13 protein-coding genes are annotated in these 15767 nt (G+C 62.1%); 11 read left to right on the top strand and 2 right to left on the bottom strand.

The annotated features are described in order from the left end of the window. Window positions 1-186: 186 nt before the first annotated feature. The 3 genes from ACSQ3G_RS25395 to ACSQ3G_RS25385 are packed head-to-tail and all read left to right on the top strand — an operon-like array spanning window position 187 to window position 3445. Window positions 187-1680, top strand: coding sequence for a DUF4153 domain-containing protein (locus tag ACSQ3G_RS25395; protein ID WP_436112195.1), 1494 nt, complete (start codon window positions 187-189; stop codon window positions 1678-1680). Window positions 1681-1727: 47 nt separating this feature from the next. Further along, complete coding sequence (locus ACSQ3G_RS25390; RefSeq protein ID WP_436112194.1) at window positions 1728-2432, top strand: response regulator; 705 nt, start codon at window positions 1728-1730, stop codon at window positions 2430-2432. Beyond that, window positions 2432-3445 carry a sensor histidine kinase gene (locus ACSQ3G_RS25385; protein WP_436112193.1) on the top strand — a complete coding sequence of 338 codons (1014 nt, stop codon included), beginning with the start codon at window positions 2432-2434 and terminating at the stop codon, window positions 3443-3445. Before ACSQ3G_RS25390 ends, ACSQ3G_RS25385 begins: the two co-directional genes overlap by 1 nt. A gap of 33 nt (window positions 3446-3478) precedes the next feature. Here the strand turns inward: ACSQ3G_RS25385 and hutC are convergent, their stop codons facing one another. Next, entirely contained in the window at window positions 3479-4207 is a 729-nt protein-coding gene (gene hutC, locus ACSQ3G_RS25380) for a histidine utilization transcriptional repressor HutC (protein ID WP_436112192.1), read from the bottom strand. Next, window positions 4204-5550: a formimidoylglutamate deiminase gene (locus ACSQ3G_RS25375; RefSeq protein WP_436112191.1), complete on the bottom strand. Its 1347-nt coding sequence runs from the start codon at window positions 5548-5550 to the stop codon at window positions 4204-4206. Before ACSQ3G_RS25375 ends, hutC begins: the two co-directional genes overlap by 4 nt. Window positions 5551-5648: 98 nt before the next feature. Between ACSQ3G_RS25375 and hutI the strand changes: the two genes are divergently transcribed. The 8 genes from hutI (at window position 5649) to ACSQ3G_RS25335 (ending at window position 15757) form a co-directional block, all read left to right on the top strand. Continuing rightward, window positions 5649-6902 (top strand): imidazolonepropionase, encoded by a 1254-nt coding sequence (gene hutI, locus ACSQ3G_RS25370; protein ID WP_436112190.1) that lies wholly within the window; start codon window positions 5649-5651, stop codon window positions 6900-6902. Beyond that, on the top strand, window positions 6899-8434 hold the full coding sequence (gene hutH / locus ACSQ3G_RS25365; protein ID WP_436112189.1) for a histidine ammonia-lyase: 1536 nt from the start codon (window positions 6899-6901) through the stop codon (window positions 8432-8434). The genes hutI and hutH overlap by 4 nt, the downstream gene beginning before the upstream one ends. 1 nt (window position 8435) lies before the next feature. Beyond that, window positions 8436-9254, top strand: a complete 819-nt coding sequence (gene hutG / locus ACSQ3G_RS25360) for an N-formylglutamate deformylase (RefSeq protein ID WP_436112188.1) — start codon at window positions 8436-8438, stop codon at window positions 9252-9254. A 13-nt stretch (window positions 9255-9267) separates the two neighbouring features. After that, entirely contained in the window at window positions 9268-10941 is a 1674-nt protein-coding gene (gene hutU / locus ACSQ3G_RS25355) for a urocanate hydratase (protein WP_436112187.1), read from the top strand. A 4-nt stretch (window positions 10942-10945) separates the two neighbouring features. Beyond that, on the top strand, window positions 10946-11530 hold the full coding sequence (locus tag ACSQ3G_RS25350; RefSeq protein WP_436112186.1) for a HutD/Ves family protein: 585 nt from the start codon (window positions 10946-10948) through the stop codon (window positions 11528-11530). Between the two features lie 173 nt (window positions 11531-11703). Continuing rightward, a complete protein-coding gene (locus ACSQ3G_RS25345) occupies window positions 11704-12204 on the top strand; it encodes an RNA polymerase sigma factor (RefSeq protein WP_046637074.1) in 501 nt (166 codons plus the stop codon). A gap of 78 nt (window positions 12205-12282) precedes the next feature. Further along, entirely contained in the window at window positions 12283-13218 is a 936-nt protein-coding gene (locus ACSQ3G_RS25340; RefSeq protein WP_436112185.1) for a FecR family protein, read from the top strand. A 100-nt stretch (window positions 13219-13318) separates the two neighbouring features. Continuing rightward, the gene (locus ACSQ3G_RS25335; protein ID WP_436112184.1) at window positions 13319-15757 is read left to right on the top strand and encodes a TonB-dependent siderophore receptor; all 2439 of its coding nucleotides are present in this window, start codon (window positions 13319-13321) and stop codon (window positions 15755-15757) included. The last annotated feature ends 10 nt before the right edge of the window (window positions 15758-15767 follow it).

Here is a 15767-nt window from a genome sequence, read left to right as displayed (position 1 = left end):
GGCATTCTCTTGTCATGAACAAGAGCAGCACCCCGCCCCGCATCACTCCCTCCACACTGCCAGATCGCCTCCGCCATGACGGATGGTGGCTGGTGGACGATCGCCAGCCCGAAGGAATTTCTCCTGACCGGCGTCCGGCGACCATGTTCATCGTGATCGAGGGCGGCGTCAGAGAGAGGACCAGCAGTGCAGATGACTGACAAGATGACGGCACCGATGCCCAGGGCGTACGGCACTAACCGGATCGCCGCACTTCTGGCGGTCGTGGCGATTTCGGATTTCCTGATCTTCGATCAGGCGCCTGGGCTCAACCTTTTCCTGTTTGCGATTTTGGTAACCGCTGCGATTCTCTTGTCGGCAAGGCGGCGCTTGCAGCCCTTGACGGCAGCCCTCCTGTTCGGCCTTTCGGCTTTCGCCGCGGCGCCGCTCATCGAAACTGCATCACCAATGGGCATCGCGGTTTCACTTGGCACGATCATGTGTGTTGCGCTGGCGAGCACCGGGCTCGTGCCGCAGCGGCTGAGCGGTCTTCCCGCGGTTCTTTTTCGTTTTATCCTGGTTGTCCCGCTACGACTTCTGCAGGATTGCCGAAAACATCTTGCCTTGCGGGCCGAGCGCTCGTCCCTTGCCGCCATCTGGCGGAACCTCGGCATCTGGATGGTGCCGCTCATTCTCGCTTCGGTTTTCCTGCTTCTCTTCGCCATCGCCAATCCGTTGATCGAAGACGCGCTGCGCAGCATCGATCTCGCATTCCTGCTGCAATTCATGGATCTGTGGCGGATCGGCTTCTGGCTGGCGATGGCCGCTTTTGCTTGGGCCATGCTGCGACCGCGCCTCAAGCGCAGGATCGTTCGACGCGGCGCAGACGACACGGCCGCGCATTCCACCGAAATTCCATTTCTCACCCATGCCTCTCTGCTGCGGTCGCTCCTCCTCTTCAATGCGCTCTTTGCCATGCAGACCTTGCTGGATCTCGTCTATCTCTGGGGCGGCGTCGATCTCCCGGACGGCATGACCCATGCGGAATATGCCCATCGCGGCGCCTATCCGCTGATTGCCACGGCTCTGCTTGCCGCAGCCTTCGTCCTGATCGCCATGCGTCGCGGCGGCCCTGGCGACAAAAGCCCTCTGATCCGCGGCCTCGTCCATATCTGGATCGGCCAGAACGTGCTTCTCTGCCTGTCGTCGATCCTGCGGCTCGACCTTTATGTCGAGGTGTATTCGCTGACGGAACTGCGTGTTGCGGCGGGAATATGGATGGGCCTCGTTGCCGTCGGCCTTGTCTTGATCCTGCTGCGGATCGTGTTGCGCCAATCCAATCAATGGCTGATCGCCACGAATATCGCCGTGCTGGCAAGCGTGCTCTATCTCAGTGCCTTCATCGATTTTCCGGCCTTCATCGCCCGTTTCAACGTTAAGCACAGCCTGGAACTGAGCCATGAGGGCGTCCCGCTTGATATCGACTACCTGTCGTCGCTCGGCCCCTCCGCCATTCCGGCGCTTGATCTCTATCTCTCCGCTCTGCCCGAGGAGGCGATCGACAAGAAGCACAGGGGCCTGTTGGTCAGGCAGTCGCTTGGCTATGATTTTGCCGCCCGGCCGCGTGACTGGCGGAGCTGGAGTTTCCGCGCGGAGCGGATCGAAGCCTATCTTCGTTCACCTGCAACCATTGCAAGATAGAGGAAGAACGATAACAACAGCGGCGGTAAATTTCTGCAGGACCCACCATGGCGCATCGCATTCTCGTCGTCGATGACGAACCCCATATCCGCGACGTGATCTGCTTTGCCCTGGAGCGCGCCGGCATGGTGTCCATGACCGCGCGCAACGGCACCGAAGCGATGATGGCCTTCCGTCGGGGAAACATCGATCTCGTCGTTCTCGATATCGGTATGCCGGAAATGGATGGCCTGGAGGTCTGCCGCCAGATCCGCAAGACATCCGGGCTTCCGATCCTGTTCCTATCCGCCCGAGACGAGGAGATCGACAGGGTGCTGGGGCTTGAGATCGGCGGGGACGACTATGTCACAAAGCCCTTCAGCCCCCGCGAACTGATCGCCCGCGTCAAGGCGATCCTGAAGCGCAGCGGCAATGGCGGCGGTTTCGACAACCGTGAGAATATCCTCGTCGCCGGAGAGATCAGTCTCGACCGGGCCGGCAGGACCGTGAGCTTCGGCGGTACCATGGTCACGACCACCGCGCTCGAATTTTCCATTCTGGATGCGCTGCTTTCCCGCCCTGAAATGGTGTTCAGCCGCGAGCAGCTGATGGCGGCGGCTTATGGGCCCGGCATCCATGTGGCGGATCGCACGATCGACAGCCATATCCGCAACATCCGGGCCAAATTTTCGGCGGCAGGCGCGATCGGCATTATCGCTACCGTTCACGGTGTCGGCTTCAGGCTGGGTAGCGATCTCGGGAGGAAGGCGTGATGACGGCGCCAAGGGTGCGGACCAAATGGCGGCCGCCGCTGGCGCTGATCGTATACGCGGTGCTTCTGGCCGTGATGGCACTGCCGGTCCTGATCATCATCTGGTTTCGTGCCACGGAAACGACCTCGATCCGGATGACGCCCGCCGAAACCGGGGCACTGGTCGTCGTCCTCATACTAACGCTCGCGGTCGCTTATGTGCTCGCCCGCACCATAACCCGCCCCATCAACGCGCTGATCGCCCGCACCGAGGAGATCGCCCGTGGCGGCAAGGCGGCAATCCGGCCGCTGGAGCGCTATGGAACGCGCGAGATCGCGACACTGTCGCAAAGCTTCCTCGACCTCGCGGGCAGGTTGGTCGACCGCACAGAATATGTCCGCTCCTTTGCCGCGCATGTCTCCCACGAGCTCAAATCGCCGTTGACCGCGATCCGGGGCGCTGCCGAACTGCTGCGCGACGACCAGGCCGACCTGCCGATGACAACTGCGCAACGCCTGCGTTTTCTCGACAATATCATCGCCGATGCGGAAAGGCTCGACGCCTTGCTGTCGAGGTTGAGGGAGCTGGCTCAGGCGGAGCTTCCCATGACCCAGGGCGAAACGAGCGTCGAAGATGTTCTGCCCCTGCTGCGCAAACGGTTCCCCGGCCTTGAAATTTTCGGGTTGGGAGACACGCAAAGTACCGTCGCCCTGCCATTCGAAGCAGCCGGCATCGTCCTTGCCAATCTTGCGGAAAACGCGGTTCAGCACGGCGCCATGCGCTTGGAGCTGGTGGTGGCGGCCGGTGCGCGAACCGCTACCATTCTGGTGCGCGACAACGGCAGCGGCATTTCCGAGGGAAACCGCGAACGCGTCTTTCAACCCTTCTTTTCGACCCGTCGCGAACAGGGCGGCACCGGGATGGGCCTCGACATCGTCCGCACCATGCTGGGATCGTACGGCGGCACGATTCACCTGCGGCAGGCGGCCGGCACAGCAACTGAATTCGAAATCAATGTGCCGCTGACGCCCTGACGGGCGAAGGTATTGATAACGCAGCAGCGTCGCCTAGCTCTCTCCGCCGGGTGTAAACCGGGCGACCAGTGCGTGCCGGTCGCCCGGATAGGTGAAACGCACGAATGTTACCGGGCCGGTGCTGCCCCAGGTCCGGCGTTCGATGACCAGACAGGCTGCATTCCTGGAAATGTCGAGCATCTTTGCGACCTCCGCGCTGGCCGACTGGGCATAGATCCGATGTTCCGCAGTGCTCCATGGGATCTGGTTGATGAGCCAGGTCCCCGGCGCCGACTCCAAAAAATCCTCGCCTTCCGCTTCGGGCACGGTCGCAAGGTTGATCAATCGCTCCTCGAGGCAGAACGGCCGCTCACCGGCATGGTGTAGGCAGAGGAGATCGAGGACCGGAGCCGTTTCCGAAAGCTCCAGATGCTGCCGATCGACGGGGCTCGCCTCGCGTCGAACCCGCCTCTCCAGCCGGTAGGAATAGGGAAGCTTGAGGGAGCGGACCTCCGCCTCGATACTATGGATTTCGAGGACCGCGGCCTGCGTCACCGGTTGCGCCACGAAACTGCCGGACTTCTTGCGCCGCTCGATCAGCCCGGTCCTCGCCAGATGCGTCAGCACCTTGTTGGCGGTCATCCGCGAGCAGCCGTATTGTACCGCAAGGTCGACCTCGAAAGGCAGGCGATACCCGGGAGGCCATTCGCCGGAGACGATCCGCCCCTCTATATCGCTTAAAATGCGCTGATGGAGAGTGGCTTCCTTGCCGCCATTGGTCATAGTGTCAGCAATTCCTGCATCACCGTCCTGAACCGCCGGCCGATCGCATCCCGCCGGACATGCCGCCCGCCCTCGACCTGCTTGCGGCCAAGCGCCCAGACACAATCCACGGCAATGCCGCCCGCAAAGATCCAATGGTCGAGAATCTGATCGGCGGCAAGGTAGGGAACGTGCTCGACATCGAGCGAAACGATATCGGCGTAATTGCCCTGAGCCAGGCCGACAGCCGCATCGAGGGCCGTCGCGCCGCCCGACAGCGCCGTCTCGAATAGCCGCCGACCCGTCGAACCTTCCGGCTGCGCAAGGACGTTGCGCTTCTTCAAGCCGAGGCGCTGGGAATATTCGAGCTGACGCAGCTCCTGCGCCACGGAAATCAGTAGGTTCGAATCCGAGCCGATGCCGAAGCGGCCCTTCTGCGCGACAAAGTCTTCGCCAGGAAAGATGCCGTCGCCGAGATTGGCTTCGGTGATTGGGCAAAGCCCGGCAATAGCGCCGCTTTCCGCCACGCGACAGGTTTCATCCTCGGTCATGTGCGTCGCGTGGACGAGACACCAGCGTTCGGTCACCGGCATGTTTGCAAGCAGCCAGTCGACGGGCCGGGCGCCGGACCAGGCGAGGCACTCCTCGACCTCCTTCACCTGTTCGGCGACATGGATATGCACAGGCCCGTCGCCCGCCATCGGCACGACCGCATCGAGTTCCTGCGGAGTTACGGCGCGGAGGCTATGGGGAGCGACGCCAAGTTCAGCGCCGGACATGGCCGCGGTCAGGCGACGGCAGCCTTCCATGGTCCTGGCGAAATCGTCGACCGAGTGGATGAAACGGCGCTGGCCTTCGATCGGCGAAGCGCCACCGAAGCCGGAATGCGCATAAAAGACCGGCAGCAGCGTCAAACCAATCCCGGTCTCCGCACTTGCAGCCCCGATGCGTTCGGCCATCTCGGCGATATTGGCGTAGTGGCTGCCATCCCTGTCGTGGTGGAGGTAGTGGAATTCGCCGACCCTTGAAAAGCCGGCTTCCAGCATTTCCATATAGAGCTGTGAGGCAACGGCCTCGGCCTGTTCCGGCGTGATCGACAGTGCGAACTTGTACATCAGCGTCCGCCAGCTCCAGAAGCTGTCGTCGCCGGGACCGCGAACCTCCGTGAGACCTGCCATGGCGCGCTGGAAGGCATGGCTGTGCAGGTTCGGCATCGCAGGCACCAGTACCTTGTGACGCTCGTCTTCGGCCGCCGCCTCGATGCCGACCTCCACTCCGGCGAGCCGGTCCGCTTCGATCGTGAGCCTTACATTCTGCTGCCAGCCTTCCGGCAGGAGAGCCAATTGCGCATGAAGCGTGGCCATGGACGCCCTTCCCTTTTCCTCGCGGAGACCAAAATTCTTCTTGTCACTCGGATTATTATGTATATACATGTTTGCCCATAAGGAAAGGCGAAAAGCTTATGGATGGGGAAGATTCTTCAAAATCTGCAGCAGGCTCCGCATCGCTTTGGCACAATGCGCGGATCGCCACTTTTGCTCCGTCGGCATCCGGTCTCGGCATTGTCGAAGCCGGTGCAATCGCTGTGCGCGACGGGCGGATAGCCTTTGTCGGCGCAATGGCCGACCTGCCTGCCGAATTTGAGAAATCCGAAAATAAAACCGATTGCGGCGGGCGCTGGATCACCCCGGCCTTGATCGACTGCCATACCCACCTGGTATTCGGCGGCGACCGCGCGATGGAATTCGAAATGCGCCTGGCGGGATCGACCTACGAGGAGATCGCACGGGCCGGCGGCGGCATCATCTCCTCTGTGAAGGCAACCAATGCCCTCTCGGAAGACGAGCTCCTTGAGCAAGCGCTCCGCAGGCTGGACACGCTTCTGGCCGAGGGCCTCTGCACGGTCGAGATCAAATCCGGCTATGCGCTGAATATCGAGGGCGAACTGAAAATGCTGCGGGTTGCTCGCAGGCTTGGCGAAATCAGGCCGGTCCGGATCGTCACCAGCTGGCTTGCCGCGCATGCGACACCGCCGGACTACAAGGGCCGCAACGGCGATTACATCACCGACGTGGTCCTGCCGGGCCTTGAGGCTGCCCATTCGCAAGGGCTCGTCGATGCGGTCGACGGTTTCTGCGAAGGCATCGCCTTCTCGCCGGCCGAAATCACCCGGGTTTTCGACAAGGCGAAAGCGCTTGGCCTTCCCGTCAAGCTGCATGCGGAACAGCTGTCCGATCTCGGCGGCGCGCGCCTCGCCGCCTCCTATGGCGCATTGTCCGCCGACCATCTGGAATATCTTTCAGCGGTAGATGCAAGGGCGATGGCGCAGGCAGGCACAGTCGCGGTGCTGCTGCCGGGCGCCTTCTATACGCTTCGTGAAAAGCAGGCACCGCCCGTCCAGGCACTGCGCGACGCCGGCACCCGTATCGCGCTGGCGACCGACAGCAATCCGGGCACCTCACCGCTGACCTCGCTGCTCATGGCCATGAACATGGGCGCGACATTGTTCGGCCTGACGGTCGAGGAATGCCTTGCCGGCGTCACGCGCGAGGCTGCACGCGCACTCGGCCTTCAGGCCGATACCGGTACGCTTGAAGTCGGCAAATCCGCCGACTTCGCGATCTGGGATATCGAGCGGCCGGCGGAGCTTGTCTATCGCATCGGCTTCAATCCGCTGGCAGCACGGATCTACAAGGGCAAGAGGGTTTCCGCATGAGCATTGTTCTGACACCCGGCTCGGTGAGCCTTCGCGAACTTCAGGATATCTACTGGAACGGCACGCCGGCGCGGATCGATGCTTCGTTCGACACGGGCATCGAGAAGGCTGCGGCGCGGATCGCCCAGATCGCCGCCGGCAACGAACCGGTCTACGGCATCAACACCGGCTTTGGGAAACTGGCATCGATCAAGATCGACAGTGCCGATGTCGCCACGCTCCAGCGCAACCTGATCCTGTCGCATTGTTGCGGTGTCGGCGCCCCGCTTGCCGAAAATATCGTTCGCCTGATCATGGCGCTGAAACTCGTCTCGCTCGGTCGCGGCGCCTCGGGCGTGCGGCTCGAACTGGTGCGCCTGATCGAGGCGATGCTGGAAAAGGGCGTGATCCCGCTCATCCCGGAAAAGGGCTCCGTCGGCGCCTCGGGCGATCTCGCACCGCTTGCGCATATGGCGGCCGTGATGATGGGCGAAGGCGAGGCCTTTTATCAAGGCACATTGCTGCCCGCCGCCGAGGCTCTTGCGAAGGCCGGACTGAACCCGGTCGTGCTTGCCGCCAAGGAAGGCCTTGCCCTGATCAACGGCACCCAGACTTCCACGGCCCTGGCGCTGGCCGGCCTGTTCCGCGCCCACCGTGCCGCCCAGACAGCACTGGTGACCGGCGCGATGTCGACGGATGCCGCCATGGGTTCTTCGGCCCCGTTCCATCCGGATATCCACACACTTCGCGGCCACAAGGGCCAGATCGATGCGGCCGCGGCTCTGCGCGCGCTGCTGTCGGGCTCGGTCATCCGCGAAAGCCATCTGCAGGGCGACGAACGGGTGCAGGATCCCTATTGCATCCGCTGCCAGCCGCAGGTGGACGGCGCCTGCCTCGATCTGCTGCGGTCGGTCGCACGCACGCTCGAGATCGAAGCCAATGCGGTGACCGACAATCCGCTGGTGCTTTTTGATGACACCGTCGTTTCCGGCGGCAATTTCCACGCCGAGCCGGTGGCCTTTGCCGCCGACCAGATCGCGCTTGCCGTCTGCGAAATCGGTGCGATCTCCCAGCGCCGCATTGCACTTTTGGTGGACCCGGCCCTCTCCTACGGTCTGCCGGCTTTCCTTGCGAAAAAGCCGGGGCTCAATTCCGGGCTGATGATCGCGGAAGTCACGTCCGCCGCCCTGATGTCGGAAAACAAGCAGATGTCGCATCCCGCCTCGGTCGATTCGACGCCGACTTCCGCCAATCAGGAAGACCACGTTTCGATGGCCTGCCATGGCGCGCGCCGGCTTCTGCAGATGACCGACAATCTTGCAACCATCATCGGCATCGAGGCGTTGACGGCAGCGCAAGGCGTGGAACTGCGCAAACCGCTGACCACCAGCCCCGAACTCCAGAAGGTGATCGCCACCATCCGCTCCGTTGTCCCGAGCCTGGAAGAGGATCGCTACATGGCAAACGACCTCAAGGCGGCGACAGATCTCGTCGCTTCGGGCGCGCTCGCCGCCTCCGTTTCAGCGGATATCCTGCCGGTCCTGGAGGCGTGAAATGGCTATTGTCGAAACCAGACAAGGCACCTCCCCCGTCATTCTCAGCTTTCCGCATACGGGAACCGACGTGCCCCAGCCGATCTGGGAGCGGCTGAACGATAACGGCCGCCTGCTTGCCGACACGGACTGGCACATCCATGAGCTCTATGACGGTCTTCTGGGCGATGCGACGACGGTGCGGGCCACGTTCCACCGCTACGTGATCGATGCCAACCGCGATCCGCAGGGTGCCAGCCTCTATCCCGGCCAGAACACCACCGGCCTTGTTCCGGAAACGGATTTCGACGGCAGGAGCATCTGGAAACAGGACGCCGCGCCGACCGAAGCCGATATCGCCGAGCGGCTACGGGATTTCCATGCGCCCTATCACGCGGCGCTCGCAGCCGAAATCGACCGGGTAAAATCCATCCACGGCATTGCCGTGCTCTACGACTGCCACTCGATCCGCTCGCACATCCCGTTCCTGTTCGAGGGTACCTTGCCCGATTTCAATAACGGCACGGACATGGGCAAGACCTGTGCCCCGGCAATCGAGCAGGCGCTGCTCGATGTGACAACTGTAGCTTCGGGCTACACGAGCATTCTGAACGGCCGTTTCAAGGGCGGCTGGACGACACGGTTTTATGGCAGGCCGGAAACCGGCGTCCACGCGATCCAGATGGAACTTGCCCAGTCCACCCATCTTGCCGCGGAAGCCCTGCCCTTTGCCTACGACCCGGCCAAGGCAGAGCGGCTGCGCGTCCATCTGAAAGATATCCTGACGCGGATCGAGCGGGTCGCGCTCGCCCTCGCGTCGCAGAAAAACAACAACCGATAAAGGGAACGTTCCGATGACCAATCCCCGCCACAACATCCGCGAAATTCGCGCGCCGCGCGGTAATCAGCTCAACGCCAAAAGCTGGATGACGGAAGCGCCTCTGCGGATGCTGATGAACAATCTCGATCCCGACGTGGCGGAAAACCCCAATGAACTGGTCGTTTATGGCGGCATCGGACGCGCTGCGCGCACCTGGGACGATTTCGACCGGATCGTCGCGACGCTGAAGACGCTCACGGAGGACGAAACGCTTCTGGTGCAGTCGGGCAAGCCGGTCGGCGTTTTCCGTACCCATAAGGACGCGCCGCGTGTGCTGATCGCCAACTCGAACCTCGTGCCCCATTGGGCGACCTGGGACCATTTCAACGAGCTCGATAAGAAGGGACTGGCCATGTATGGCCAGATGACGGCCGGTTCGTGGATCTATATCGGCACCCAGGGCATCGTGCAGGGCACCTACGAGACGTTCGTGGAAGCCGGTCGCCAGCATTATGGCGGCAACCTCAAGGGAAAATGGATCCTGACCGGCGGTCTGGGCGGCATGGGCGGCGCCCAGCCGCTCGCCGCCGTCATGGCCGGCGCCTGCTGCCTGGCGGTCGAATGCAACCCGGATAGCATCGATTTTCGGCTGCGCACCCGTTATGTCGACGCCAAGGCGGAAACGCTCGACGAAGCCATGGAGATGATCGCCCGCTGGACGGCCGCCGGCGAGGCAAAATCCGTCGGCCTGCTCGGCAATGCCGCGGAAATTCTGCCCGAAATGGTCCGTCGCGGCATCCGTCCGGACATGGTCACCGATCAGACGTCGGCCCACGACCCGATCAACGGCTACCTGCCGAAGGGCTGGACGATCGCCGAATGGAAAGCCAGGCGCGAGACCGACCCGAAGACGGTGGAAAAGGCCGCTCGCGCATCGATGCGCGAACATGTGGAGGCGATGATCGCCTTCTGGAACGCCGGCATCCCGACGCTCGACTACGGCAACAACATCCGTCAGGTCGCAAAGGACGAGGGGCTGGAAAATGCCTTCGCCTTCCCAGGCTTCGTGCCGGCCTATATCCGCCCGCTGTTCTGCCGCGGCATCGGCCCGTTCCGCTGGGCCGCGCTTTCGGGCGATCCGGAAGATATCTATCGCACCGATGCCAAGGTGAAGGAACTGCTGCCGGACAACGCGCATCTCCACAACTGGCTCGACATGGCGCGTGAACGGATTTCGTTCCAAGGCCTGCCGGCGCGCATCTGCTGGGTGGGCCTGGGCGTCCGCCACAAGCTCGGCCTCGCCTTCAACGAGATGGTCCGCAATGGCGAGCTGAAAGCGCCGATCGTGATCGGCCGCGACCATCTCGACTCCGGATCTGTCGCCTCTCCCAACCGGGAGACGGAAGCGATGAAGGACGGCTCGGATGCGGTATCCGACTGGCCGCTGCTGAATGCACTCCTGAACACGGCGTCCGGTGCGACCTGGGTGTCTCTGCATCACGGCGGCGGCGTGGGCATGGGTTATTCCCAGCATTCCGGCATGGTCATCTGCTGCGACGGCAGCGAGGACGCCGACCGCCGCATCGAACGGGTGCTCTGGAACGACCCCGCCACCGGCGTCATGCGCCATGCGGATGCGGGCTACGAGATTGCCGTGGATTGCGCCAGGGAAAACGGACTTCGCTTGCCCGGCATTCTCGGGAACTGAACCCATGAAAACCCTGCGCGCATCCGACCACAAGCGAATGCCGTGGAAGAACGGAGGCGGCGAGACGGTGGAGATCGCCGTCTTTCCCGCCGGCGCATCGATCGAGGACTTCGACTGGCGCATCAGCATGGCGACCGTCGCCTCCGACGGACCGTTCTCGATCTTTCCGGACGTGGACCGAACCCTGTCGATCCTCTCCGGTGCCGGAATGGAGTTGACGATCGATGGCGGCGCGCCCCTGATCCTCGATCTCGATTCCGAGCCCTGCCCATTTCCGGCCGACAAACCGGCTTCGGCAAGGCTCATCAATGGCATCGTAACCGACCTCAACATCATGACGCGGCGCGGCCGGTTTTCCCACCGCGTCATCCGGCAGCCGGTGCCCGTCTCGCTGCGGCCGTCGGGATTTTTGAGATTTGTTCTTGCCACAGGAAAACACACGATCGCGTTCGGCGCGGAGAAATTTGACCTCGGGCCGCTTGATTGCCTGATCTTTGCCGCCGAAGTGACGGACGACCTAGTTATCTCCGGAGACTCGGAGGTTTTCCTGATAGAGCTGGTTTCCGAAGGTGAGGGCGACCTGCGCTGACGCTCTCACTCAGGGTTCGTCAAGCGCGATCGACGGCGGCTTCGCCATTCGTTGAGCCGCAACGGGCGTTGACTCCCAGTCATGCGGGCCTCGAGAAAAAAACTTGATGACTTTTGTCATGATTTTTGAGTGAGCCTCTTGCCGCCGCACCGGTCGCCGGTATAGTCGGAGACATGGACGATATCCGTAGACGCGATTTCCTTGAGGTCTTTCTCTCCGTGAGAGAACGTCTGGCCGCCGCCATCCAACGGCGGGTGGAATGTGCGGCGACCACAGCCGATCTCACTCAAGATACGTTCCTGAGGCTCTGGGAGCGACCTGGTCTTCTGCGCGACGTCTCCGACCTGGCCGGTTACTTCGTGACCACCGGACGTAATCTGGCTGCCGACCATGAACGTCGCCGGCGCATCGCACCTTTCGTCGCCGGCGTCGATCACCTCGAATACGTCGCAGACAATCGTCCTTCTGCCGAGGACGTGGTTCTCACCCGCGATGAATTGAAAAAGCTGCAGGAAATCGTCAATTCGCTGCCGCCGAAGTGCCGGCAGGTCTTTCTGCTCTCGCGGATAGAAGGGCTAAGCTATGTCGAGATCGGCACAAAGCTCGGCATTTCTCCCAAAACGGTCTTCAGCCATATGGTGACTGCGCTGGAACGGTTGAAAGCCGGAATGTAAGCAGTTCTTTCATGATGCCGGACCAGATTTCTCCCCCTCCTATTCGTTCTGTTCATGGGTTTTGAGGAATCGCGTCTCATGGAAGAAGCGCCGGACGGCCACAGACAGGCAGAGGATGAGATCTCCCGCAGGGCAGCGGAGTGGTTCGCGCTTCTGCTGGATGGCAGCGAGACTGCGTCCGACCGCCAGCGCCTTCGGGAATGGCTGCTGGCCGACGAGAGACACGCAAAGGCCTATTCCGATCTGGAACGGTTATGGTCCGGGGCCGGCATTGTCCATGATCTCGGCAAGGCGCAGTCCCCATCGCGACGAACCGTCCTGAAAACGGGCGGGGCTGCCGTGGTGCTCGCCGGTGCCGTCTGGGGCAGCATGCGCCTATTGGGTCCGGCGGCGGCTTACAGCACGGGGACGGGCGAGACCGCCTCGGTGACGCTACCCGATGGTTCGGTCGCCACGCTGTCAACCCGGACCGCATTGGCACTCAATTTCGATGCAGAACGGCGCCGGGTCGTCCTTGAAAAAGGCGAGGCGTTTTTCCAGGTCGCACCGGACGCATCCCGCCCCTTTGTCGTCGAGGCCTCGGATCTCTTTTCCACCGCGCTCGGCACAGCCTTTTCGGTCGGTTTCCAGGAAGACGGGATCGCCGTGACTGTCACCGAACATGCGGTCAGCGTTTCCACTCGCGACAAATTCCAGCGCGTTGAGCAGGGGCAGAGCCTGATCTACAGGAACGGGCGGATGTCGGTGCCTGTCGGAGCGGACGTCGAGACGCAGCTTTCCTGGAGGAGCGGCAAGCTGGTTTTCCTTTCGACCCCCCTTCGGGACGTCGTATCGTCTCTCTCCCGCTGGCGCACCGGCAAGATCATCGTCATGGACGAGAGGCTGGCGCAGAGCCGGGTGACGATCATCGTCGACGTGAAGCGGTCCGATACCATCCTCGACACGCTGGCGCTCGGCCTGCCGATCAAGGTCCAGACCCTATCGCCATGGCTGACCTTTATATACCCGAGATAAATATTTCAAATTTCACTCAGGTTTTTTGGGAAAGCGTTCGTCCCCATGATCAGAGCGTGTGTATCGCGCTGGTCTGTCGCGTTGCCTAAGGGGGATTTTCGTGTCGCGTCTTATCATCAACAGCCGTCTGCCAGGCATGTCGGCAGGATCGTTCCGCAAGCTGCTTCTGGCGACCGCCTGCATCATTCCGCTCTTTCAGGCAATGTCGGCAGCGGCGCAGGTTCCCGCACCGTCCTACACGTTCTCGATCCCTGCCCAGCCCCTTTCTTCTGCTCTGGTGCGCTTTTCCTCGGTGACGGGTATCGATGTGCTTTTCAACGGCACCCTGCCGGCCGGCGCTCGCACGCAGGGTCTCAGCGGTTCCGCGTCACCGGAGGAAGCGCTCGGTCGGCTGCTCGCCAGAAGCGGCCTTTCCTGGCGGTTCCAGGGTGCCAATACTGTCGTGCTGACGGATTCGGCCGCGACCAGTGCCGCCGCATCGTCGGGCAGCGCGACAGAGCTCGCCCCGATCATATTGACCTCGGAGACCGCCTGGGGGCCGGTGGACGGCTTCGTGGCGACCCGTAGCGCGACAGGCACCAAAACCGATACGCCTCTGATCGAGACCCCCCAGTCTATTTCCGTGATCACGCGCGATCAGATGGACGTGCAAGGGGTCAACAGCCTCAACAGCGCGCTGCGCTATACCCCAGGCGCCAGCGGCGACCTCTACGGTACGGACAACCGCGGTCTCGGGGTCCAGCTTCGCGGCATGGGCACGGGCAATAGCGGCCTGTTTTATCGTGACGGCCTGCAGCTCAAGGATTCCAATTTCGCCATGTTCAACGCCATCGAGTCCTATGGCGCCGAGCGCTATGAGGTCCTGCGCGGCCCGGCTTCCGTTCTCTACGGACAGGCCACACCCGGTGGCTTGGTCAACTACGTCAGCAAACGGCCGACCGAAGAGGCGCTGCGCGAGGTCGAGATCGTCGGCGGAAGTTTCGAGCATTATGAGGGCCGGTTCGACTTCGGCGGACCTGTCGGTAACGACGACACGCTGTTCTATCGCATGACCGGCGTTGTGCGCGAGAGCTCGACGCAGATCGATTTCGTCGACGACGACCGCCTTTTCCTGGCGCCGGCGATCACGTTCAAGCCGGACGAAGACACAAAGCTCACCGTTCTCGGCCAGTATCAGCGTGATCGCTCCGGCTGGGCCATGCAATATCTTCCGGCATCGGGCACCGTTTCCGGCAATCTCTTTGGCAAGATCCCGAATAGCCGTTTTGTCGGCGAGCCTGCTTTCGACGAATATAACAATACGCTCGGCTCCGTCGGTTACGAATTCGAACACCATTTCAACGATGCCTGGCAGATCCGGCAGAACGCGCGCTATGTCTGGCTGACCCATGAGGAGCAAGGCGTCTTCGGCGGCGGATTGCAGGCAGACGGCCGGACCTATGATCGTTATGCCGACGGCGGCAGCACCAATCTCCAGGGCGCAACAATCGACACGCAGATCATCGGCGAATTCGATACGGGTGAGTTGGCGCACACCCTGCTCGCCGGTATCGACTTCAAGCGCCACTATTATCGCGACTACGCATCGAGCGGTGACGTGGATCCGCTCGATATCTTCGATCCCGTCTACGGCAGCCCGATCGGCGCGATGGCGCCTTACCGGAACACTGAAACCGTACAGAGCCAGCTTGGCATCTATGGACAGGACCAAATCAAGCTCGATCGATGGACGCTGACATTGGGCGGACGTTACGACTGGGCATGGGGAACGGCTCGCGATGCCGTCGAATCCGACAATAACGTGAACATGAAAGACGATGCGTTCACCGGACGCGCCGGCCTCGTCTATCTCACCGACAGCGGCCTGGCGCCCTATGTCAGCTATACCGAATCCTTCAATCCGATCACCCAGGCGGGGTTCGAACCGGAGACGGGCCGCCAATATGAGGTCGGCATCAAGTATCAACCGCCGGGTTCAAACTCCTTCATGACTGTGTCGGCCTTCGATCTCGCCCGCCAGAATGTCGTGAGCCATAGTGGTCCGGGCGGAGCGACAATTTCGCAGACGGGGGAGATCACCTCGCGCGGCATTGAACTCGAGGGTGTGGCAAGCCTTGATTCCGGTTTGGATGTGCGGCTCGCCTACACCTATCTCGACACGGAAGTGACAAAGGAAACCAACGGGGATTCTGGCGCCGGAACAAGTGACGTCGGCAAGACGCCCTTCGGCGTCGCCCGGCACCGTGTCTCGCTCTGGGCGGACTACGAGCTGCAGAATGGACCGCTGGAAGGCCTCACCATCGGCGGCGGCGTTCGATATGTGGGCAAGACCTGGGGCGATGACGCCAATACCTTCAAGGTTCCCGGCTATGTGCTCGCCGACGCGGCGCTCAGCTACAAGAAGGACAACACGACACTTTCGCTCAACGTCAGCAACATTTTCGACAAGGATTACGTTGCCTCCTGCTTTGCCGACGGCTTCGGCTGCTTCTATGGCGAGGGGCGCCGGATCACTGCCTCCGTGCGGGTTACCTGGTAAGGAAGGCAAC

Source organism: Neorhizobium tomejilense, assembly GCF_964254135.1.
In the GTDB taxonomy this organism is placed as follows: domain Bacteria; phylum Pseudomonadota; class Alphaproteobacteria; order Rhizobiales; family Rhizobiaceae; genus Neorhizobium; species Neorhizobium tomejilense.
This window is presented reverse-complemented; position numbering and strand designations above follow the sequence as displayed.